Source organism: Methylobacter sp. Wu1 (genome assembly GCF_036553575.1).
In the GTDB taxonomy this organism is placed as follows: Bacteria; Pseudomonadota; Gammaproteobacteria; order Methylococcales; family Methylomonadaceae; genus Methylobacter.
Genome location: NZ_JAZHOC010000083.1, coordinates 1 through 20,657 on the forward strand (window position 1 = coordinate 1; position 20,657 = coordinate 20,657).

At 55.1% G+C, this 20,657-nt stretch carries 22 protein-coding genes; 18 read left to right on the forward strand and 4 right to left on the reverse strand.

The genetic code is table 11. The annotated features are described in order from the left end of the window. Window positions 1-167: 167 nt before the first annotated feature. The 3 genes from V2P20_RS19495 to hemW form a co-directional block, all read right to left on the reverse strand. The gene (locus tag V2P20_RS19495; RefSeq protein ID WP_331821308.1) at window positions 168-2,111 is read right to left on the reverse strand and encodes a dynamin family protein; all 1,944 of its coding nucleotides are present in this window, start codon (window positions 2,109-2,111) and stop codon (window positions 168-170) included. A 138-nt stretch (window positions 2,112-2,249) separates the two neighbouring features. Further along, the gene (gene pyrE / locus V2P20_RS19500) at window positions 2,250-2,888 is read right to left on the reverse strand and encodes an orotate phosphoribosyltransferase (RefSeq protein WP_331821310.1); all 639 of its coding nucleotides are present in this window, start codon (window positions 2,886-2,888) and stop codon (window positions 2,250-2,252) included. A gap of 253 nt (window positions 2,889-3,141) precedes the next feature. Then, window positions 3,142-4,284, reverse strand: a complete 1,143-nt coding sequence (hemW, locus tag V2P20_RS19505) for a radical SAM family heme chaperone HemW (RefSeq protein ID WP_331821312.1) — start codon at window positions 4,282-4,284, stop codon at window positions 3,142-3,144. Between the two features lie 355 nt (window positions 4,285-4,639). Between hemW and V2P20_RS19510 the strand changes: the two genes are divergently transcribed. Together V2P20_RS19510 and V2P20_RS19515 are read left to right on the forward strand one after the other, a co-directional pair. Further along, window positions 4,640-5,305: a response regulator gene (locus tag V2P20_RS19510; protein WP_331821314.1), complete on the forward strand. Its 666-nt coding sequence runs from the start codon at window positions 4,640-4,642 to the stop codon at window positions 5,303-5,305. After that, a complete protein-coding gene (locus V2P20_RS19515; RefSeq protein WP_331821316.1) occupies window positions 5,305-6,747 on the forward strand; it encodes an ATP-binding protein in 1,443 nt (480 codons plus the stop codon). Before V2P20_RS19510 ends, V2P20_RS19515 begins: the two co-directional genes overlap by 1 nt. 34 nt (window positions 6,748-6,781) lie before the next feature. Here the strand turns inward: V2P20_RS19515 and V2P20_RS19520 are convergent, their stop codons facing one another. Then, window positions 6,782-7,654 carry a fumarylacetoacetate hydrolase family protein gene (locus tag V2P20_RS19520; protein ID WP_331821318.1) on the reverse strand — a complete coding sequence of 291 codons (873 nt, stop codon included), beginning with the start codon at window positions 7,652-7,654 and terminating at the stop codon, window positions 6,782-6,784. A gap of 148 nt (window positions 7,655-7,802) precedes the next feature. Between V2P20_RS19520 and V2P20_RS19525 the strand changes: the two genes are divergently transcribed. The 16 genes from V2P20_RS19525 to V2P20_RS19600 all read left to right on the forward strand — a co-directional run bounded on the left by V2P20_RS19525 (window position 7,803) and on the right by V2P20_RS19600 (window position 20,531). Further along, window positions 7,803-8,465: a phosphoglycolate phosphatase gene (locus V2P20_RS19525; protein WP_331821324.1), complete on the forward strand. Its 663-nt coding sequence runs from the start codon at window positions 7,803-7,805 to the stop codon at window positions 8,463-8,465. 33 nt (window positions 8,466-8,498) lie between these two features. Next, a complete protein-coding gene (gene trpE, locus V2P20_RS19530) occupies window positions 8,499-9,986 on the forward strand; it encodes an anthranilate synthase component I (protein WP_331821326.1) in 1,488 nt (495 codons plus the stop codon). Continuing rightward, entirely contained in the window at window positions 9,983-10,573 is a 591-nt protein-coding gene (locus V2P20_RS19535) for an aminodeoxychorismate/anthranilate synthase component II (protein WP_331821328.1), read from the forward strand. The genes trpE and V2P20_RS19535 overlap by 4 nt, the downstream gene beginning before the upstream one ends. A 50-nt stretch (window positions 10,574-10,623) precedes the next feature. Continuing rightward, window positions 10,624-10,863: a DUF4160 domain-containing protein gene (locus V2P20_RS19540; protein WP_331821330.1), complete on the forward strand. Its 240-nt coding sequence runs from the start codon at window positions 10,624-10,626 to the stop codon at window positions 10,861-10,863. Window positions 10,864-10,894: 31 nt separating this feature from the next. After that, window positions 10,895-11,125: a DUF2442 domain-containing protein gene (locus V2P20_RS19545; RefSeq protein WP_331821332.1), complete on the forward strand. Its 231-nt coding sequence runs from the start codon at window positions 10,895-10,897 to the stop codon at window positions 11,123-11,125. Next, entirely contained in the window at window positions 11,088-12,110 is a 1,023-nt protein-coding gene (gene trpD / locus V2P20_RS19550; RefSeq protein WP_331821334.1) for an anthranilate phosphoribosyltransferase, read from the forward strand. The genes V2P20_RS19545 and trpD overlap by 38 nt, the downstream gene beginning before the upstream one ends. Window positions 12,111-12,116: 6 nt before the next feature. Continuing rightward, window positions 12,117-12,917 (forward strand): indole-3-glycerol phosphate synthase TrpC, encoded by an 801-nt coding sequence (trpC, locus tag V2P20_RS19555; RefSeq protein WP_331821336.1) that lies wholly within the window; start codon window positions 12,117-12,119, stop codon window positions 12,915-12,917. Between the two features lie 111 nt (window positions 12,918-13,028). Next, window positions 13,029-13,760 (forward strand): beta-ketoacyl synthase chain length factor, encoded by a 732-nt coding sequence (locus V2P20_RS19560; protein ID WP_331821338.1) that lies wholly within the window; start codon window positions 13,029-13,031, stop codon window positions 13,758-13,760. After that, window positions 13,757-14,539, forward strand: a complete 783-nt coding sequence (locus V2P20_RS19565) for a lysophospholipid acyltransferase family protein (protein WP_331821340.1) — start codon at window positions 13,757-13,759, stop codon at window positions 14,537-14,539. The genes V2P20_RS19560 and V2P20_RS19565 overlap by 4 nt, the downstream gene beginning before the upstream one ends. Beyond that, window positions 14,529-14,777 (forward strand): phosphopantetheine-binding protein, encoded by a 249-nt coding sequence (locus V2P20_RS19570; RefSeq protein WP_228778930.1) that lies wholly within the window; start codon window positions 14,529-14,531, stop codon window positions 14,775-14,777. The genes V2P20_RS19565 and V2P20_RS19570 overlap by 11 nt, the downstream gene beginning before the upstream one ends. A gap of 7 nt (window positions 14,778-14,784) precedes the next feature. Beyond that, window positions 14,785-15,033, forward strand: coding sequence for an acyl carrier protein (locus tag V2P20_RS19575; RefSeq protein WP_194968989.1), 249 nt, complete (start codon window positions 14,785-14,787; stop codon window positions 15,031-15,033). Then, a complete protein-coding gene (locus tag V2P20_RS19580; protein WP_331821344.1) occupies window positions 15,033-15,581 on the forward strand; it encodes a hypothetical protein in 549 nt (182 codons plus the stop codon). The genes V2P20_RS19575 and V2P20_RS19580 overlap by 1 nt, the downstream gene beginning before the upstream one ends. Further along, window positions 15,571-17,268 (forward strand): AMP-binding protein, encoded by a 1,698-nt coding sequence (locus V2P20_RS19585; RefSeq protein WP_331821346.1) that lies wholly within the window; start codon window positions 15,571-15,573, stop codon window positions 17,266-17,268. Before V2P20_RS19580 ends, V2P20_RS19585 begins: the two co-directional genes overlap by 11 nt. Continuing rightward, window positions 17,265-17,999, forward strand: coding sequence for a glycosyltransferase family 2 protein (locus V2P20_RS19590; RefSeq protein WP_331821348.1), 735 nt, complete (start codon window positions 17,265-17,267; stop codon window positions 17,997-17,999). The genes V2P20_RS19585 and V2P20_RS19590 overlap by 4 nt, the downstream gene beginning before the upstream one ends. Beyond that, entirely contained in the window at window positions 17,996-18,907 is a 912-nt protein-coding gene (locus tag V2P20_RS19595) for a hypothetical protein (protein WP_331821350.1), read from the forward strand. Before V2P20_RS19590 ends, V2P20_RS19595 begins: the two co-directional genes overlap by 4 nt. Window positions 18,908-18,986: 79 nt before the next feature. After that, the gene (locus tag V2P20_RS19600; RefSeq protein ID WP_331821352.1) at window positions 18,987-20,531 is read left to right on the forward strand and encodes an aromatic amino acid ammonia-lyase; all 1,545 of its coding nucleotides are present in this window, start codon (window positions 18,987-18,989) and stop codon (window positions 20,529-20,531) included. Window positions 20,532-20,657 lie beyond the last annotated feature (126 nt).

Genomic DNA, 20,657 nt, shown 5'->3' on the forward strand with positions numbered 1-20,657 from the left:
TTGAAAAATGAACCCTCCCAATTGAGTATCAAACGCAAGCGGTTTCGAGCGGCATTAAATGATCAATTTAGGGAGCAGGTCATTTTTTCTTCTTGAGATTTATATGCGCTTGCCCTGCGCTGCCACTTCCAGTGGCAGCGGGTTCAAGATTTAAGGGCATTCACTGATCAGCTTCTGCTGAATGAGTGGGCATCCAGCTGCATGGCCCTGATAATGGTAGCCAGTTCATCGCGTTGCCGTTTCAAGGGCGCCAGCTCTGCTTCAAGGCTTTCTATGCTTTCAACGATGTCGCCTTTGGACTCGTTAATTTTTCTGAGCATTTGCAGACGGCTTTCAATCTGCCTTTTATGATCTTTGATCTGATGCATCAATGGCGTCAAGACACTGTTGCTCCAGACCGACGCGTCGGTATGCGCCTGGCCCAGAATGTTTCTGGCCTTGGCAATGAGCGTGTTGTAAAGCTTGTTGATGACAATGCTCTGTTCGGTCATGGTCGTTTTGGTGCTGGTGCGGAACGCTTCGCCCTCTTCAAAGATCTGTTCCAGTTCAAACTGATATTGCTTGATGGAGAACAGCTGCGGTTCGATCTCCTGAAAGCCGTATTCATCCTTGAATTTTTTATGGATGGCTTTCACCAGACGGCGCGTTTCATTGGTAATGTCCACGGAATCCTGCAACATATCGCGCAATTCATCGAACAGTTTCCGGATGTTTTGCTTCATGCCATAAGTTGTCAGGCTCTTGGACATGTCGTTCTTGGTCCTTTTAATGATGGCGTCGATTTTGTCCTTGCTGAATGAATCAACCAGCATCTTGGCCTGCACGCTGAAAACCCGGCGGCTGGCCTGAAAGTTCTCGATATTGGCCAGGTAAACGTTTTGCCTGTCCCGCGTTTCGGCCATCAGCTTGGCCGTCATATCCTGATTTTGAAAGTCAATTTTCTTGAATTCTTCAAGCTGGCTGACGGCGTTGTTATAGGCGGAGTTCGTCAGATTGGACGATTCGCTGATCAAAAAGCCCATGTCCCGGACAATCGTATCCATCAGGATGCTTTGCCGCTGTCTCAGGATATCGTTGGCAAGATAATTTTCCAATACGGTCAAACGGCTTTTCTCGAGCAATGCCTGATCATTCTTGACTTTAGCCAGCAGGGCTTGCTTGGCCGATACCGGGAAAATGGCAGCTTCATTTATTTTTAAAATAAATGCCGAGTTTTTTACTTGGGACTGAATGGACGCTTCATAGCCATTGTCGCCGGACAGATCATCCCACATGGCATCGATTTTATTCATGACCACGGCCAGGCCTTGTTTGCTGGAACCGCGCGTGTTGCTGCAAACATGGCTGCGCCACATTTCCATATCGCTTTTTGTGACGCCGGTGTCGGCGGCCAGCACGAAAACAATGGCCTGCGCGCTGGGCAGCATGCTCAGGGTTAATTCGGGCTCTGTTCCCAAGGCATTCAGGCCCGGCGTATCGAGAATCGCCAGCCCTTCTTTCAACAAGGGATGGGGAAAGCTGATCAAGGCATGGCGCCAGCAGGGTATTTCGACTTTTTCGGGGTTGATGATGCCTTGCTCCGCCGCTTCGCGCTCGTTCCATAGCCCCAGTTTGTCCGCAAGCTCGCGGTCCACCAGTTTAGTGGCGACCAGTTCCTTAAAAGCTTCCTGCATCTGGGTCGGCGAGTTGCAGTCCAGATCGATATGGTGCCAGCGTTCGGGTTTCTTTTTGAACTCGGCCAGAGAAATGTCTTCAAGCCGGCTTTCAATATTTAACAAGCGAATATAACTGCCGCCTTTTTCATCGTAAAACAGTTCCGTTGGCGACATGGTGGTGCGGCCAGGCGAAGACGGCAGTAATCTGAGCCCGGTCTCGGCAAAGAACAGCGAGTTGATCAATTCCGTTTTGCCGCGCGAAAATTCAGCAACAAAGGCCAGGGTAATGCGGTCAGACTCCAGGCCCGTCAGGATATTCAAAATAATATCCGTGCTATGGGCATCATTCATGCCATAGCGATTGCGCCACTGATGGTACATTTCTATAGCCTGTATCAGTTTTGCACGCCATTGCGAATATTCGTGCATTTGATCTTTAAATTCCAGATTACTCATGGCAAGCCTTTTGTTGCTAACGCGATTCTTCTTGTTATTGAAACATCAGATTAAAAATTAGGTTTTGACTAAGTGTAGTCGATATCTCGGGAACTGTTAGTCTTGGATGTCTTTTTTCTTTGGCAAATGCTTCATGAGTTAAATGCCGTAAAGCCGTTGATATTCTTTTATGGCATCGATCTGCTCGTAAACGGCATTGTCTGTTAAATATTCAATAATATGTTCCAGAGTGATGATCGATATAACAGGCATATTGAATTGTTCGCTGACTTCCTGAATAGCTGAAGTCTCGTTTTGCCCTTTTTCCTGTCTGTCCAGCGCGATCAATACGCCGGCCGGTGTTGCCTGGGCCTGCCTGATAATCTCCACGGATTCCCTGACCGAAGTGCCGGCCGTGATGACATCGTCAAGAATGAGGACCCGGCCTTGCAGCGGCGCGCCGACGAGCGTGCCGCCTTCGCCGTGATCCTTTGCTTCCTTGCGATTGAAAGCGAAAGGGATATCACCGCCGGTCAATGCGGCATAGGCTATAGAGGCCGCGCTGACCAAAGGGATGCCTTTATAAGCGGGACCGTAAAGAATATCCGGTTTAAGGCCGGATTGAAGCAAGGCCTGCGCGTAAAAATGGCCCAGCTTGCCCAGTTGGGCGCCGGTATTAAATAATCCGGTATTGAAAAAATAAGGGCTGATGCGGCCTGATTTCAATTGGAATTCGCCGAATCTGAGCACGCCGCAGTCCAGCGCATAGGAAATAAAGTCTTTTTGATAATCAAGCATATACTTTTACGGATTGAAGAGTTTGCGGTTTATTATTAAGCTCAGTTAAGGAACATATAATGTTGAGCCGTTACAGTGATTAAGTACGAAGTTAAACCATTAATTGTTTCCTGTTGCGGAACAGTGAGTGGTTTTATTATGGATTATAGAACAAAATTAATGTTGATTGCCTCAAACGGCCGCTAAAGAAAAGGCGATCGTGTCCGCGGCATGAACTGGACGCGCCGGCTGAACGAGACGAGCCGCTGAATTATCAATGCGGCAGTGAACAGAACTTTTCCAATACGCTGTCCAGAAAATTCCAGCCTTTTTCCGAACAATAATAATGGCCGTCGCGGCTGGCGATCAAATGCTGCTTCAGGCAGGACGACAAGGCGGGCTCAAGCGTATCAATGGCAAGACCGGTCGTTGCTTCGTAGCTCGCGGCAGAAAATCCTTGTTTAAGGCGCAAATGGTTCATGATGAATTCCAGAGGCAGATCCGCTCTGGCAATCGGGTCGGCGCCGCCGTTTTTATGGCTATCGCGCAGGTATTGCTCCGGGCTTTTCGGCTTGAACGTGCGCACGATCCGGTCCGGCAAAGCCAGCGATAGCTTGCCGTGGGCGCCGGCGCCTATGCCCAGATAATCGCCGAATTGCCAATAATTCAAATTATGCCGGCATTGAAAGCCCGGCCGGCTATAGGCAGAAATTTCATATTGCCGATAGCCATGATCGGCCAGGAGCGCCTGACAGACTTGTTGCGTGCTGAAGATAACGTCATCATCGGGCAGCCTGGGCGGAAATTTATGAAAATAAGTGTTAGGTTCCAGTGTTAACTGGTAGAAAGAAATATGCGTAGGATCCAGGCTTATGGCCGTTTCAATATCGGCTTTGCTGCTGTCGGTGCCGGCGTCAGGCAAGCCGAACATCAAATCCAGATTAAAGTTATCGAATCCGACCTGATGGGCGTATTCTGCCGCACGCATGGCTTCCTTGCCTGAATGAACCCGCCCCAGTTTTTGCAGCAGCGTGTCGTTAAAGCTCTGTATGCCGATCGACAGGCGATTGATGCCCAGAGACCTGAATTCGGCGAATTTATTGATTTCAAACGTGCCGGGGTTGGCTTCCAGGGTGATTTCAAGGTTATCGGCCAAGGCAACTTGCTGCCTTATGCCCGCCAATAAGCGATGGAAAGACTCCGGCGAAAACAGGCTCGGTGTGCCGCCGCCGATAAAAATGCTGCCGATAGGCCGGCTGATGCCGTATAACTGCAGATCCTGGGCCAGATCGCTCAACAGCGCATCGATATAGGCGGTTTCAGGCGTATCGGCTTTAATCGCGTGTGAATTAAAATCGCAATAGGGGCATTTTTTGATGCACCAGGGAATGTGAATGTATAAGCTGAGCGGTGGCAAGGCAATCGTTGAATTTGTTTAAAAAACAATTAGTTTACCATAATACGATGGTCGACGAGCGAGCCGGGATGTTATGACAGGAAAATTGGCTATTTATCCATCCGCGGCGCCGAAATAATGCACGTTTCTATCAAAATACAGGGAACTTTTATGATTTTTGACGGACCTACATGCTTCATACTCGGCAGCATGTTATTAACCGGACAGTTTAATTTTTAAATGCTGGAGTGATTGTTGTGGTTGTGGGTTTAATTCTTGGATTTCCTACTAAACTTGTACGCTTTGGCCATAATCTCGGTGGATTTTCTGTTCGAGCATTATTGGCAGATGTTTAACTACCTGAAACATAGAGTATATGCGACTTTTATTGGTTGAAGATGACGAAATATTGGGCGATGGCCTGACAGCCGGTTTAAAAATGGAAGGCTATGCCGTTGATTGGCTGACCAACGGCAAACATGCCGATGAGGCGCTGAAAGTCAATACGTACGAACTGATCGTGCTGGACCTGAATTTGCCTGATATGGATGGCCTGGAGATTTTGCGGGCCTTAAGAGGCCGTAAAGACGAAACGCCGGTGCTGGTTCTGACGGCTAAAGATACGATCCCTGACAGAATATTGGGTCTCGACAGCGGCGCCGATGATTTTGTGATCAAACCGTTCGATCTCAATGAAGTCTGCGCCCGCCTGAGAGCCCTTGCCAGACGCAATGAAGGCCGGGGCGCGCCCAAGATCGAGCATCGGGGCATTGTGCTGGACCCGGCATCGCATCTGGTCACTTATAATGACGAAAAGGTGGATCTATCGCAAAAGGAATTCGAGATACTGAGCTTCCTGATGGGCAATATAGGCAAGGTGGTATCCCGCGCCAGGCTCGAAGAAAGTCTGTATTCCTGGGATTCCGATATAGAGAGCAACACCGTCGAGGTTCACATTCACTACTTGAGAAAAAAACTAGGATCGTCGATTATCCGTACTGTCAGAGGGGTCGGCTACATTATTGACGTTGATGAAGATTAATGAGTTATTCGCTTCGAAAACTGCTGCTGTTCACGCTGCTTTCCACATTATTGCTGATTTGGGGCATTGCCGCTTATAAAGGCTATAAGGAAATCCGCAATGAAGTGGCAGAACTTTTTGATGCGGATCTGGCGCAATCCGCGCGCGCCTTGAATTCATTCGTCGGGCATCTGTTGTATGCCGGTTCGCTGTATGAGTTGTGGGATCTGGACAAGTCGGAAATGTTCGAGCCGACCAAAGTGTTCAATCACCGTTATGAACGGAAACTGGCTTTTCAGCTTATTTATAAGGACGAGGGTTTGATTCTTCGCTCCGAAAGCGCGCCGCCCCTGCCGTTATCGATCTCGCAGAATGGCTATAGCAAAACGCTCATTAATAATCACTTATGGCATGTTTTCAGTATTTCCGAAGAAAAAAGCGAATACATCATTCATGTCGGGCAGCGCGATGACATCCGCACTGAGCTGATGGATGACATTTCCAGACATCTGATCAAGCCGTTTCTGATCGGCCTGCCTTTTTTGGGGCTGGCTATCTGGCTTATCGTCGGGCGGGCCTTGAAGCCGTTTGGCCAATTGACGCAACAGCTGGCCAGACGCGAAGCCAGCTATTTAAAGCCTTTGTCGGTCAAGAAGCTGCCTATCGAAATCGTGCCCGTAGTTAACGAGCTGAATAACCTGTTCATGCAGCTTGAACGCGCTTTTGAGCATGAACGCCGCTTTACGGCCGATGCCTCCCATGAATTGAGAACGCCTTTGGCCGGCTTGTTGACCCAGGCGCAGGTGGCTCTGAAAACCGACGATGAGCTGACGCGCCGCCAGGCGCTAGGGCGCATAGAGCAGGGCGTGCACCGCATGACCGATATGGTGCAGCAGTTGCTGATATTCTCGCGCATTGAATCCGGCACCGAGTTTCTGTCCAAGGAAACGACCGTGCTCGGCTATGAAGTCGTGCAGACTGTCGCGGCCCTGGAGCCGGAAGCGCATAAAAAACGCATCCGCATGGAGTTTATCGAGGATAACGCCGTGCCGATCATCGGCAATCGACAGCTGATCAATATTCTGGTCAAGAACCTGATCGACAATGCCATCAAATATACGCCCGCAAACGGCCTGGTCAGAATCAGCATATCGGGGCAGGAAAGGCATTTGCTGTTGAGCGTCGAGGATTCCGGGCCCGGGATTGCGCCTGATCAGTATGAAGTCGCGCTAAAAAGGTTTCACCGTTGCATTGAAACGGCCAAGAGCGCCAAAGGCAGCGGCCTCGGCTTTTCCATTGCCCAGCGCATCGCCGTGATACATGGCGCCGAGCTGAGCCTGGGAGAATCCCAATTTGGCGGACTCAAGGTTACTGTGCTGTTTCCGCTGCCGCCAAAACCGGTTGAACGAAGAAAGCGAGCCAGGAAATTGGGTTTTTTCAATAACAGGAAAAGCCTGGGTTAAGGCATTGGGCGATCAATCGCCCAATGCCTTAATTTCAATAGGCGGCCAGATTGTCCGGTTCTTCGATGACCGGATTGATCAGCGTGCCGATGCCTTCGATTTCGATTCTGGCGGTCTGCCCCGGCTTCATGTAACCGCGCGGCTTCATCTTCACGCCGACGCCGCTGGGCGTGCCGGTGGCGATGATATCGCCGGGTTCCAGGGTCATGGCCTGGGACAGGTAAGCGACCATTTCGTAGCAGTTGAAAATCATATGCCGGGTATTGGAATCCTGCCGCAGCTCATCGTCGATCCAGGTTTTCAGGTTCAGATTATGGGGATCGGCAATTTCATCGGCAGTGACGATCCACGGTCCCAGAGGGCCGGCCGTATCGAACGATTTGCCCAGCGTCCAGGTCGGCGAGCGGATTTGCCAGTCGCGCACCGAGACGTCATTGGCGATCGTGAAGCCCGCGATAACCTGATGGGCCTTGTCGACGGGCACATGGCGGCAGCGCTTGCCGATGACCAAAGCCAGCTCGCCTTCATAATCGAGTTTGTCGGAGACCTTGGGACGGTAGATAGGCTCATTATGCGCAATCACGCAACTGCTCTGTTTCGTGAAAAACGTCGGATATTCCGGTTTCTCGAAGCCGGTTTCTTCGATATGATCGGCATAGTTCAGGCTGATCGCCAGATATTTGCCGGGCCGCGGTACCGGCGCCTGCAGCTTGACTTCACTCAGGGGAACCCGGTGACTGCCGCTGGCTATCAGCTGCTGCATGGCCGCCAGAGCGGCGGCGCCTGCCGCCAGAAATTCCATCATGGTTTTGGGTATGGCGTTGTCGCCGTGGCTGTCAACGACGGTCTGATCAATGACCGCGCCTACCCGGGTTACATTATTGTGAGTGAAAGTCGCCAGTTTCATCGGTATAGCTTTCCTGTATGATTTTGAGGGCCGCTATTGTATAACGAAGAGTTGGCGGCAAAAAAAAGATATAATCAAACATTTTAATGCACTGTTTCAAGAACATGACCCAAAACGGATTGGCCGGATCGGCCAAACAAGAGTGCCAATGACACAGATTCGACTGATAGCGCTGGATCTGGACGGCACGCTGATTGATTCCGCGCCTGACTTGTCCGATGCGATCAACAGGATGCTGGCTGAACTGGGCATGCGGCAACATCCGCAAGCCGCAGTCGAGCAATGGGTCGGCAATGGCGTGGTCATGCTGATAAAAAGAGCCCTGACCGGACAGCTGCAACCTTCGGCCGACCCCGAAAATCTGTCCGAGGCTCTGGATTTATTCGGCGATTTTTATGAGGCCCATGTTTATGAGCGCAGCGTCATTTATCCGGGCGTCATGGAAGGCCTGCAGCAATTGAAAGAAAAAGGTTTCAAACTGGCCTGCATTACTAATAAAATTAAACGTTTCACACAGCCGTTGATGGTAAAGACCGGCATGGCTGAGTATTTTGATTTCGTTACTTGCGGCGATTCGTTCGCAAGAATGAAACCGGACCCGTTGCCGTTGCTGAAGACAGCGGAACACTTTGGCATTGAGCCGGAGAAGGCCCTTATGGTCGGCGATTCGATCAACGACATGCGGGCAGCGCGGTCGGCGGGCTTCAAGACCGCCGCGGTGTCATACGGCTATGCCGGAAAATACAGTATCGAGGATTTGAACGCCGATTACCAGATCCAGACCATTGTCGAGCTTGTCGACTTGTTTTAAAGCGAACGCGCAGGGCGCAGTTGAAGACCAAAAATGACTCCAGAACAATTTAAACACTACACGCAGCAGGGCTACAACCGTATCCCCGTTAGCCGGGAGGTTCTGGCTGACTTGGATACACCCTTGAGTGCCTATCTGAAATTAGCCGATGGCCCTTATTCCTATCTATTCGAATCTGTGCACGGCGGCGAACAATGGGGTCGTTATTCGATCATAGGACTGCCCTGCAAAACCATCGTCAAAGTCACCGGCAACCGGATCACCCTGGAGAACAACGGCGAACTGCTGGAAACGCTGACGCATGAAAATCCGCTGGTCTGGATAGAGCAGTTCAAGGCGCGCTATAAAGTGCCCGATCTGGTTGAGCTGCCGCGCTTTAATGGCGGGCTGGTCGGCTATTTCGGCTACGAAACCATCGGCTATATCGAGCCGCGCCTGCGCAGATCGGCCAAACACGATCCGCTGGGCAATCCCGATATTTTGCTGATGGTATCGGAAGAAATGCTCGTGTTCGATAACCTGTCCGGCAAAATGCTGCTGCTGACGCATGCCAATCCCGAAGAGCCCGGTGCTTACGACCGCGCCGCGACTCGCCTGAACGATCTGGCCGTCAAGCTGCGCGAGCTGAAAGCCAAGCCGGAAAACCATAAAGCGCCCAGAAAAGTCGATGAGGCGGATTTCGTTTCCGGCTTTACGCAACAGGGCTTTGAAGACGCTGTCGTGAAAGCCAAGGAATACATCACCGACGGCGACATCATGCAGGTCGTGCTGTCGCAGCGCCTGTCCATACCTTACACGGCCTCGCCGCTGAATCTGTATCGGGCCCTGCGCTGCCTGAACCCTTCACCTTACATGTATTACCTGAATCTGGACGATTTCCATATCGTCGGCTCATCGCCGGAAATTCTGGTGCGGCTCGAAGACAACACCGTGACCGTGCGCCCGATCGCCGGCACGCGCCGGCGCGGCGCGACGGCGGAACAGGATCTGGCGCTGGAACAGGATCTGCTGGCCGATCCGAAGGAACTGGCCGAGCATTTGATGCTGATCGATCTGGGCCGCAACGACACCGGCCGCATCGCCGAAATCGGCAGCGTCAAACTGACCGACAAAATGATCGTCGAGCGCTACTCGCACGTCATGCATATCGTCTCCAACGTAACCGGACAACTGCAAGACGGCAAGAATGCCTTCGACGTGCTGGCGGCGACCTTTCCGGCCGGCACCGTCAGCGGCGCGCCGAAAATCCGCGCCATGGAAATCATTGATGAGCTGGAGCCGGTCAAGCGCGGCATCTATTCGGGCGCCGTCGGCTATATCGCCTGGTCCGGCAATCTCGACACCGCTATTGCAATCAGAACCGCTGTGATAAAAGATCAAACCTTGCACATACAAGCCGGCGCCGGCATCGTTTACGACTCCATACCCCGCAACGAGTGGGATGAAACCATGAACAAAGGCCGCGCCATCTTCCGCGCCGTCAGCATGGCCGAAGCCGGCCTGGAAGGAGAGCAATCATGAGCGTTGTAAAAGTGGTCATGGTCGATAACTACGACTCGTTCACCTACAATCTGGTGCAGTACTTCGGCGAACTCGGTGCCGATGTCACGGTCGTGCGCAACGACCAAGTGACCGTAGCCGATATCGAGAAAATGGCGCCCGACAAAATCGTGATTTCGCCGGGACCCTGCACGCCCAAAGAAGCCGGCGTCTCGGTCGAGGCCATCTTGAAGCTGGCCGGCAAATACCCGATCCTGGGCGTCTGCCTCGGCCATCAAAGCATCGGCTACGCGTTCGGCGGCAATATCATTCACGCCAAGAGCATCATGCACGGCAAGACCTCGCCGATTTATCATCACGATGTCGGCGTCTTCAAAGGGCTCAGCAACCCCTTTACGGCAACGCGCTATCACTCGCTGGTGATCGAGGAGGCCACCCTGCCCGACTGCCTGGAAATCACGGCCTGGACCCAGGACGAAGCCGGCAATATCGATGAAATCATGGGCGTTCGGCACAAGCAGTTCGATATCGAAGGCGTGCAGTTCCATCCCGAGTCGATCCTGACCGAGCACGGGCATGATATGCTGAGGAATTTTCTGGAGCGGTGATGGTTTGTTTTCATATCTCTATGTGAGCGTGTTGTAAATAGCTCCAAACGATGAGTACAACCGTATTTAAAGAAGCAGGTTACCGATTCTTTTTCTTTTCCAGAGAAGAACCGAGAAAGCATGTCCATATTGTTTCAGGCGATGGAGAGGCTAAATTTTGGTTGGAGCCGGAAATTGAATTGGCAAAGAACTATCATTATTCAAGGCAGCAGTTGAAAGAAATCGAATCACTTGTCGAAGGTCACTACAATGAACTCATTAACGCATGGCAACAACATTTCGGCAGTTGAAATTACCCATATTTCCAGCAACGGCATATGGATGCTCACGCATCATGAAGAATTATTCTTGCCTTATGATGATTTTCCCTGGTTTAAGGATCAAAACCTTAAGGCCATCCTCAATGTTGAGGAGCCCAGGCCCGGTCATTTTTACTGGCCGGATATCGATGTCGATTTAGATCTGGAAATCATCCGGCATCCGGAACGTTTTCCTTTGCAAGCAAAAAAACATAATGCAAATCCAGAAAGCCCTGCAGATACTGCTCGATAGACAAGACCTGAGCGCCGATCAGATGCGTGCCGTCATGCGTCTGATCATGAGCGGCGGCGCGACCGATGCGCAGATCGGCGGTTTCCTGATCGCCTTGCGCTGCAAAGGCGAAAGCGTCGATGAAATCGCGGCCGCGGCCGAAGTCATGCGTGAGCTGGCCGGCAAAGTGCATGTCAAAGGCGAATATCTGATCGACACCTGCGGCACGGGCGGCGACGGCGCCAACACCTTCAACATTTCCACGACCTGCGCGTTCGTGGTCGCGGCGGCCGGCGGGCGCGTGGCCAAGCACGGCAACCGCTCCGTCTCGAGCAGCTGCGGCAGCGCCGATGTGCTGGAAGCGGCCGGCGTCAATCTCGATCTGACGGCCGAACAGGTCGCCCGCTGCGTCAATGAGCTCGGCGTCGGCTTTCTGTTCGCGCCCAAGCATCACGGCGCCATGAAATACGCGATCGGCCCGCGCAGGGAAATGGGCGTCAGGACGCTGTTCAACCTGCTGGGTCCGCTGTCGAATCCGGCCGGCGCACCGAACCAGCTCATCGGCGTCTTCGGCAAGGACTGGCTGGAGCCTTTGGCGCAGGTCCTGAAAAAACTCGGCAGCCGGCATGTGCTGGTCGTCAATGCCGATGACGGGCTCGATGAAATCAGCATCGCTTCCGCTACCCGCGTTGCCGAACTGAAAGACGGCCAGGTCACGACCTACACTGTCGCACCAGAACAATTCGGCTTGCAGCGCGCCGATATCGCCGAGCTGGCCGTCGACGGCACGGCCTCCAGTCTGGCAATGGTCAAATCGGTGCTGGACAATAAGCCCGGCCCTGCCCGCGATATCGTGGCGCTGAATGCCGGCGCGGCTATTTATGCGGCCGATCTCGCCGATTCGCTGGCAGCCGGCGTGGAAAAAGCCCAGCAGGTCATTGCCAGCGGCGCGGCGCGCGCGAAATGGGATGCCCTGATTGCCTATTCAAAAACTTTAACTCACTGAAAAATCATGACCGATACGCCCGATATTCTGAAAAAAATCCTCGACAAAAAGCAGGAAGAAGTCGCTCATCGCAAACTGCGCATGTCCGTTGCCGACCTCGAAGACATCGGCGCCGGCATGGAAAGGCCGCGCGGATTCTATAATGCCCTGCAGAGCCGGGTGCTGGCCAAAAAGCCGGCCATTATCGCCGAGATCAAGAAAGCCTCGCCCAGCAAGGGCGTGATCCGCGAGGATTTCCAGCCGGTTGCGATCGGCCAGGATTACGCCATGAACGGCGCGGCCTGCCTGTCGGTGCTGACCGATAAAGAGTTCTTCCAGGGCTCGGAAGTGTACCTGCAAATGGTCAGGGAGCGCTGCCCGCTGCCCGTGCTCAGAAAGGACTTCATGATCGATCCGTATCAGGTCTATGAAGCGCGCGCCTTGGGCGCGGACTGCATTCTGCTGATCGTGGCGGCGCTGGCCGACAGCCAGATGCAGGAATTGTCCGATGTGGCCAAAAAGCTGGGCATGGATGTGCTGGTCGAAGTGCATGATGCGGCCGAAATGGCGCGCGCGTTGCAACTCGATACCAAGCTGATCGGCATCAACAACCGCAATCTGCGCACGTTCGAGACCACGCTGCAAACGACCCTGGACTTGAAAGCCCTGGTGCCGGCGGACCGCATGATCATTACCGAGAGCGGCATCCATACGCAGGACGATGTGCGCCTGATGCTCGATAACGAGGTTTATACTTTCCTGGTCGGCGAGGCGTTTATGCGCGCCGAAAGCCCCGGCCAGAAAATGCGCGAGCTGTTTTCTTTATAATCCTGAAGCCGCGCTCCGGCGCCGGATCTTATGGTTTATGTCATTTACAGCATGGAACGGCCTGGCGCTGCTTCATGCTGTCTCGGTTGAATAATTGCATGCAGGTATAAGTTGATCGTTTCCGATTTTGTTTTGCGCGACTGGGGCGCCTGGGCGCCGGGGGTGAGCAGTTCCGATGACTGGCAGGCATGGAGTGCGGGACAGAAATCGATGTCGGCGGAATTGCCCGGAGCGCCGGCCTCGGTGCCGAAAATGCTGCAGCGCCGGCTGAACCTGCTGGCGAAAGCCGTGTTTCATGCCGCCGACCACTGCATCAGGGCCGGTGAGCAGGTGCCGACGGTATTCAGCTCCACGCACGGCGAAATCGGCAAATCGTTCCAGATGCTCAAGACCATAGAAGCGGGCGAGGAACTGTCGCCGACAGCCTTCAGCCTGTCCGTCCATAACGCCATTTCGGGGCTGTTTTCGATCGTTTACGACAATCAGCAGGAAAGCACGGTTATCGCGCCGGGCATGGAAGGCATTGCCGCGGCTTTTATCGAGGCAGCCGGCATGCTGAGCGAGGGCAGGGACGAGGTTTTGCTGGTTTTGTACGATGAGCCGCTGCCCGATTTTTTCCCGTGTGAACCGTTCAAGCTGAACATCGATATGCCTTGCGCGCTGGCCTTGAAAATCGCGGCGGCAGGGCCTGGCCTGGCGATGCGGTTCTGTCGGTCGCCCGAAGTGCGCGACGATGGCGAACAGCCGGTGCAGTTGCTGGCGTTTGCGAAGTTTCTGGCCTCCGGTCAGAAGTCGCTGACTCTGGGAAACCAGAAACATAGTTGGAGCTGGCATAAGCGATGACGGCAAAAATCCGGTACGGCTGGCGTCTGTTCGCCACGGGCTTCAGTTTTTTCAGTTTCGGTCTGGGCGGCTTGCTGTTATGGCTGCTGGTGTTTCCGCTGCTGTCGGTGCTGCCGGGCGCGCGCCGGCAGAAAATCAGCCGCGGACAGCGCGTGGTGCATTACAGCTTTTACGCCTTCATCGGCCTGATGCATCGCTTGGGGATCATGACCTACGACATCGTCGGCCTGGAGAAACTGAACCGGCCGGGACAGCTGATCATCGCCAACCATCCGACCCTGGTCGATATCGTATTCCTGATCAGCCGGATCAAAGAGGCCAGCTGCATCGTCAAAGGTTCGTTATGGCGCAACCCGTTCATGCGCGGGCCTATCGTCAATGCCGGCTATATCAGCAACAGCGAGCCTGAAAGCATGATCGCCGAATGCGTCGACTGGCTGAAGGCGGGCGGATCGATGATCATTTTCCCGGAAGGCACGCGCTCAGTGCCGGGCAAACCCTACCGGTTCCAGCGCGGCGCGGCCGCTATCGCGATACAGGCCGGAAAGATCGTCACGCCGGTAACGATTTCGTGTTATCCCAGCACGCTGACCAAGGCCGAGTCTTGGTACCGGATTCCCTACCGGCGCTTTCATCTGGCCATGCATGTCGGCGACGATATCGCGCTGGACGAATTTACCGGCGCGGGTTCGAAATCCATCGCCGTGCGCCGGTTGAACCACTATTTGCAAGACTATTTTACGCAACAGAGAGAAGTCTATAAGTACTATGGAAAATGAACTAAAACAGTTGATCATCGATGCGCTGGATCTGGAAGATATCGGCATCGACGACATCGACAGTCATGAACCGCTGTTTAACGACGGCTTGGGTCTGGATTCAATCGACGCCCTGGAATTGGGCCTGGCGATCCGCAAGAAGTATGATGTAAAAATCGATGCCGAAAAAGACGATGTCGCGAAGATTTTTTCTTCGGTTTCGGCGCTGGCAGACTATATTGAATCGGTGCGCCGTTGAGGGTGTTATGAATTCACAAGAAGAAATTTTATCGGCTATCAAATCCATCATGGTCGAGCTGTTTGAAATTGACGAAGACAGCATTACCCTGGAAGCCCGGTTATACGAAGACCTTGATTTCGACAGCATCGATGCCGTCGACATGATCGTCAAACTGAAAGAAATGACCGGCAAATCCGTCAAGCCGGAAGACTTCAAATCGGCGCGCACGATCGGCGACGTGGTCGAGGCCGTCCATAGACTGGTGCAGGATTGATGCGGGTTGCGCTAAACAGCCTGATCGGCTTGCTGACGCTCGCCTATCCGTTCGCTGTTTATTTCGGCATGCACTACGTCGAACCGAGGATCATCGCCGGCTTTCTGCTGGCTCTGCTGGTTCTGCGCCTGGCCGGCAGCGCCGGCGGACAATGGCTGCGGCCGCTACTGATAGCCGGCATGCTCTATTGCGGCTTCGCGATCTGGGCCAACAATCTTATTGCCCTGCGCTTTTACCCGGCTTTGGTCAGTGCCGGCATGCTGCTGATTTTTGCCTGGAGCCTGCGATCGCCGCAGCCCCTGATCGAACGCCTGGCGCGGCTGCAGCATCCCGACCTGCCGCCCGAAGGCGTCGTTTATACGCGCCGGGTCACGCAAGTCTGGTGCGTGTTTTTTCTCATGAACGGCCTGATCGCGCTGGCGACGGCCTTGTGGGGCAGTTTCGAGCAGTGGAGCCTGTATAACGGTTTGATCTCTTATCTGCTGATGGGCGCTTTGTTCGGCGGCGAGTATATCGTCAGGCTGCGGACTCAAAAACATGCCCGATAGATTCATCACGCTGTCCGAGTGCCTGACGGCAAAAAGGCCGGCTGATGCGCCGGTTGCCTGGCATGGCGGGCGTTACTACCACACCCGCGAGTTTCAGGCGGCTGTCTGCCGATGGACGGACAAACTGCGGGCGCAGCCGGAACGGCGCTATGCTTTATATACCGAGGACGCCTATCCTTTCGCCGTGCTGTTGTTCGCGCTGCTCTATGCCGATAAGGAAGTCTGGATACCCGGCAATAACCGCCCCGGTACGGCAGGGCAGCTTAAGGAGCAGGGCTGCCGGTTGCTCGGCGACTGGCATGAAGAGGCGGTTACGGACTATTTGCTGAACGCCGCGCCATGCCCGGACCGGCGATTGGCGCCGCTCGATCCCTCGAGCGCGCAACTGGTCATGTTCACCTCGGGCTCTACGGGCGAGGCCAAGCCGGTCCCTAAGCGATTGATACAGCTCCAGCGCGAAGCCGAAACGCTGGAAAAGCAGTGGGGCGGGCAGCTGGCCGATGCGGTAGCTCTTGCGACGGTCAGCCATCAGCATATTTACGGTTTATTGTTCCGCATCTTGTGGCCTTTGTCGGCAGGCCGCTGTTTCCACAGCCGCATCTATTTCAATGCCGAAGCCATAGCTCACTACGGCAAGAGCCGGCCCGTTTACTGGATTGCCAGCCCGGCGCACCTGAAACGGCTGGACCAGCCGCTGATGGCGGATTTTACGGCTATCTTTAGCTCCGGCGGTCCGCTGTCGCATGAGGCGGCCATGCAGGTTTTGGCCTGCTGCGGGCAGTCCGCGATTGAAATCTTCGGCAGCACGGAAAGCGGCGGCATTGCCTGGCGCCGGCAGGGGCCTGAGCCGGTGACGTCCTGGACGCTGTTCGACGGGATGGTGTTGAGCCATGAGCAGGCGCGCTGGCGGCTGCAATCGCCTTATTTATTGGACGGCGAGCGGCTGGAGCTGGCCGACCGGATCGAACCGCTCGATGACGGCCGCTTCCTGCTGACAGGCCGCCTGGACCGCATCGTCAAGGTCGAGGAAAAACGCCTGTCCCTGAGTGAAATGGAGCAGCGCCTGGCAGAGCTGCCCTGGATAGCTGAAGCGGTTACATTGATGATCGCGAAAAGCCGCGACACCATCGGCGCAGGCATTGTGCTGAACCGGGACGGCAGGCAACTGCTGGCAGAGCAGGGCAGATCCGGCCTGATCCGGCAGCTGCGCGAGGCGCTGCATCACTGGTTCGATGCTGTCGTCCTGCCGAGGAAATGGCTGGTCCTGGACGGCATTCCGTTGACAACCCAGGGCAAAACCGACACGCGCCTGCTGAATGAACTGCTGGCGTCAAGCAGCCGCAAGCTGCCCCAGGTGCTGGGCCTGAACCTGGCGCCCGAGCGCGTCGAACTGAAACTGCTGATCCCGCCCGAGCTGGTTTATTTTAAAGATCACTTCCGGAATTTCCCGATCCTGCCGGGCGTTGTGCAGATCGCCTGGGCCGAGCATTACGGCAAGCTGTTCTTTGATATCGGCCAGCCGTTCTCGCATATGGACGTCATCAAATTCATCAGGCTCATCGAGCCCGGCAATGCGCTGACCTTGTCGCTGGAATGGAACGCCCAGACCGGCAAACTGTATTTCACGATGAGCTCGAAGCAGGGGGCGCACAGCTCCGGGCGCCTGGTCTATGGGAAAACGGCATGAAAACCTGCGTCATCGTGCCGGTTTATAACCATGAAGAGGCTATTCCTCAGGTCGTGGAGAGATTGAAGAAGCAGGACCTGTTCTGCCTGCTGGTCAACGACGGCAGCTCGGAGGCCTGCTCAAACGTATTGGCCGCGATTGCCGAACGGGAAGCCGGCTGGCTGGCTCTGATCGACCGGCCTGAAAACGGCGGCAAGGGCGCGGCCGTGATCGACGGTTTCAACGAAGCCATCAGGCTGGGCTTTACCCATGCGCTGCAGATCGATGCCGACGGGCAGCATGACATCGACGATATTCCCGCATTCCTGGCGGCGAGCCGGCGCAAACTGGATGCCATGATTTTGGGCCGGCCCGTGTTCGACGATTCCGCGCCCAAAAGCCGGCGTTACGGCCGGCAATTCACGAACCTGTGGATAGCGACCAACACGCTGTCTCTGGCGATCGCCGACGGCATGTGCGGTTTCCGCCTGTATCCCCTGGCGGCCGTGGAGCGGTTGATCAGGAACACGCGCATCGGCCGGCGCATGAACTTCGATATTGACATCGTCGTGCGCCTGTACTGGCAGGGCACGGATGCCGTCAACGTACCCACGCGCGTGCGCTATCCTTACGACGGCGTCTCGCACTTCAAGCTATGGCGCGACAATGCCATGATCTCGGTCATCCATGCCCGGCTGTTTTTAGGCATGCTGGTGCGTTTTCCGCAATTACTGATCAGGCATTGGCGATGAAGCAGACCAGGCACTGGGCCGAGATGCAGGAAAGCGGCATCGTCTGGGGCATGCGCCTGCTGCTGAAAATCTACCTGCTGTGCGGCCGCCGTATTCTTCAGGTGTTTCTGTATCCGGTCGTGAGCTATTACTGGCTGGTCAACAAGCGGGGACGGCGAGCCAGCCGAGATTACCTGGATCGCGTGGCAGGCTTTTCGCCGTCATTGAAGCCGGGCGGCAGTTACCGGCATTTCATCTGTTTCGCCAATGCCCTGATCGACAAACTGGCGGTCTGGTCCGGCGCTGTGTCACGCGCCGATGTCGAGTACCATGGCCGCGATGCCATGATGGCCCAGATCGCCAGCAGGCGCGGCGCAGTGCTGCTGGGATCGCACCTGGGCAACCTGGACGTCTGCCGCGTGCTCGCCCATCTGGACAAGGACATCCGCATCAACGTGCTCGTGCACACCAAGCACGCCGAGAAATTCAACCGGCTGCTCAGCCAGTACAACGAAGCCAGCAGCATGAACCTGATACAGGTCACCGAAATCACGGCGGCCACGTCGATACTGCTGAACGACAAGATCGACAACGGCGAACTGGTCATCATCACTGCCGACAGAACGCCGGTCAGCGAGCAGCCGCGCGTTCTCAAGGCTCGATTTCTGGGCGAAGAGGCGCCGTTCCCGCAGGGCCCGTTCATCCTGGCCGCCTTGCTCAAATGCCCCGTCTATACATTGTTCTGCCTGAAGCAGCGGGGCAGGCACGTAATTTATTTCGACCATTTCAGCGACGGGCTTAAGTTTCCGCGTAAAACGCGCGAACAGGCCATGCAGGTCGAGATCCAGCGCTATGCCGAACGCCTGCAGGATTATTGCCTGAAAGAGCCTCTGCAGTGGTTCAATTTCTTCAATTTCTGGCACGGATGATTGCCCGAATATTTGATCTGACTATGAATAAAAACAGAATTGATGTAAGTGCGAATTCATTCGCACTCAACGATGCCTTATGAATAATCAATCACCGCTAAAAGATAAAGTCATTTTCGACGGCCAGCCGCTGACGATCGAAGACGTGTGCCGGCTCGCCAGCCGGCAGGCCGTCTGCGAGTTAAGCAAAGACGGCCGTTTCATAGCGCGCATCGACAAAGGCGCACAATTCATCGATACCTTGTTAAAGGAAGAGGGCTTTGTTTACGGCGTTACGACCGGCTACGGCGATTCCTGCACAGTAGCCGTGCCGCTGCATCTGGTCGAAGCATTGCCCCGGCATCTCTACACCTTCCACGGCTGCGGCCTGGGGAGCCATTTCGACGCCGAGCAGACGCGGGCCATTCTGGCCGCGCGCCTGAACAGTCTCGCGCAGGGCTTCTCGGGCGTGCGCTACCGATTGCTGCAGCAACTGGCTGCGCTGCTGAAGCACGATATCTTGCCGTTGATTCCGCAGGAAGGCTCGGTCGGTGCCAGCGGCGACTTGACGCCGCTGTCCTATGTCGCGGCCGTGCTGGCCGGCGAGCGGGATGTCCTGTATCAGGACCAGCGCCAGCCCGCGCAGGCCGTTCTGGCGAGGCTCGATATCGAACCTTTGACCCTGAAGCCGAAGGAAGGCCTCGCGATCATGAACGGCACGGCCGCCATGACCGGGCTCGCCTGTTTGGCGTATCAACGCGCCGAATACCTGTCGCAGCTGGCTACGCGCATCACCAGCCTGGCTTCAGTCGCCCTGAAAGGCAATGCTTACCACTTCGACGAACAGCTGTTTTCGGTCAAGCCGCATCCAGGCCAAAACCGCGCCGCCGGGCGCCTGCGCGCCGATCTGCAACTGTCGACCGGCGCGCCCCGGCACGACACGCGCCTGCAGGACCGCTATTCGCTGCGTTGCGCGCCGCATGTGATCGGTGTGTTGGAAGATTCACTGCCCTGGCTGCGCCAGTTCATCGAAAACGAATTGAACAGCGCCAATGACAACCCGATCATCGACGCTGAAGGCGAGCGCGTGCTGCACGGCGGCCATTTTTACGGCGGCCATATCGCCTTTGCCATGGATTCGCTGAAGACGGCCGTGGCCAATCTGGCCGACCTGATGGACCGGCAGATGGCGCAGCTGATGGACCCCAAATTCAATCACGGCCTGCCGGCCAACCTGTCCGGGGCCGATGCCGGACAGGCCATGATCAACCACGGCTTCAAGGCCGTGCAGATAGGCGTTTCGGCCTGGACCGCCGAGGCGCTGAAGCTGACCATGCCGGCCAGCGTGTTCTCGCGCTCGACCGAATGCCACAACCAGGACAAGGTCAGCATGGGCACGATCGCGGCCCGCGACTGCCTGCGCGTGCTGGAACTCACCGAGCAGGTCGCTGCGGCCATGCTCCTGGCCGCCGTCCAGGGCGTGGAACTGCGCGGCAGCAGGGAGGCGTTAAGCCCTGCTCTGAAAAACACTTGTGCGCAGGTGCGCGAGCAGGCGGCGTTTTTAAGTGAGGACCGGGCCATGGAACAGGAGTTGCGGCTCTGCATCGGGCTGATTCACAATCGGCATTGGGCGCTTTACGAGTAAACCTCATCATCGTTCCCACGCTCCGGCGCTCATCGTTATACACAAGTCCACGAAAGACTATAGTATAACTAAAGAGACTCTTTGGAGAACGGCTATGAACGATTGGGCACACGAAGAAGTCAAGTC